Source organism: Janthinobacterium sp. AD80, from assembly GCF_002878455.1.
GTDB lineage: Bacteria > Pseudomonadota > Gammaproteobacteria > Burkholderiales > Burkholderiaceae_D > Janthinobacterium.
The window spans coordinates 1-955 of sequence record NZ_NRDQ01000302.1 but is presented as its reverse complement, the minus strand read 5'-3'; the positions used below and the strand labels follow the sequence as shown (position 1 = coordinate 955).

The window sequence follows — 955 nt, the reverse complement described above, 5'->3', positions numbered from 1 at the left end:
GTGCAGCAGTTCCTGGCCGGCGGCGGTCAGCACGGCATAGCCGACGCGGGCGTCGCGCGTATCGGCCTGGCGCGCCACCAGGCCGATTTTTTCCAGCGGCATCAGCGAACGCGTGACGCCGGATGCTGTCAGCGCCAGGCGCTCGGCCAGGTCGATGCGGCGCAGGCGCGCACCGGGCGCACGCTGCAACTGGTACAGCAATTGATAGTCGCTGAAGCTCAGGCCGTGCAGATTGCCCAGGGCGCTGTCGAAGCGGCGCACCATCAGCGCCTGGGCGCGCGCCAGGCGCAGGCAAAAGTCCAGCGCGCCATCGCCATCGGGCGAAAGGGAAGTGTGATCGGTCATGCCATCCTTGTTATTCACGGTATTGACTGCGAAGTGCTTGAGTGCGCAAGTGTAAGGCACCTTGGCTCAGTATAGCGGCTGACCTTGTTCCAGCCACTGCGCGCGGTGCAGGGCCAGCAGGCCGGCCAGTTCGGCATCCGCATCGAAGGCCGGGTCGTCGGGCAGCTTGAGCGTATCGATGACTTCGCAGCGAAAAGCGGCCGCGCCATCGCGCCGCCAGTCCGCCTGCAGCGCAGCATTGCGGTGCTTGCCCAGGTTCAGCTCGAAGCGGTGGCGATTCAGCATGCCTGGCGCGTTGCGGCTGCTGTCAAGCAAGGCGCGCCCGCTGGGCAAGTGGCGCAGGGCGATGATGCCCAGCGGCGGCGGCTGTTGCCGATAAGCAGCTTTCAGGGCTGCTTGCTGTGTTTTATCCATGGTGGAACTTCCTCAAGGTTGAATGACGCAATCGGCTTCTCCGATGCGGGGGATGCCGGTCAGCAGGGCGGCGGCCACGGCGGCGGCCAGCAGCAGAAAAGGCCAGCAGGTCGGGAAAGTTGCGGCCACGTGAATTGCGCAGCAAGGCGATTTTATTGACGTTGACGGAGAGCTGGGTCATGGACATGGAAATGAG

3 protein-coding genes are annotated in these 955 nt (G+C 64.7%); all 3 read right to left on the bottom strand.

Annotation, left to right across the window (positions count from 1 at the left end; all coding sequences use genetic code 11):
- Positions 1-345 (bottom strand): MarR family winged helix-turn-helix transcriptional regulator (locus tag JaAD80_RS28935; protein WP_102299629.1); only part of this gene is annotated, 345 nt, incomplete at its 3' end.
- A 66-nt stretch (positions 346-411) separates the two neighbouring features.
- Complete coding sequence (locus tag JaAD80_RS28930; protein ID WP_102299627.1) at positions 412-759, bottom strand: GIY-YIG nuclease family protein; 348 nt, start codon at positions 757-759, stop codon at positions 412-414.
- The coding region (locus JaAD80_RS31800; RefSeq protein ID WP_258003251.1) for a pyridoxine 5'-phosphate synthase at positions 752-955 on the bottom strand (204 nt) is incomplete at its 5' end. The genes JaAD80_RS31800 and JaAD80_RS28930, both read right to left, overlap by 8 nt.

What these genes read in the sequence shown, in the direction of transcription:
- JaAD80_RS28930 (WP_102299627.1), bottom strand. Translation starts at nt 759, where the DNA reads ATGGATAAAACACAGCAAGCAGCCCTGAAAGCTGCTTATCGGCAACAG.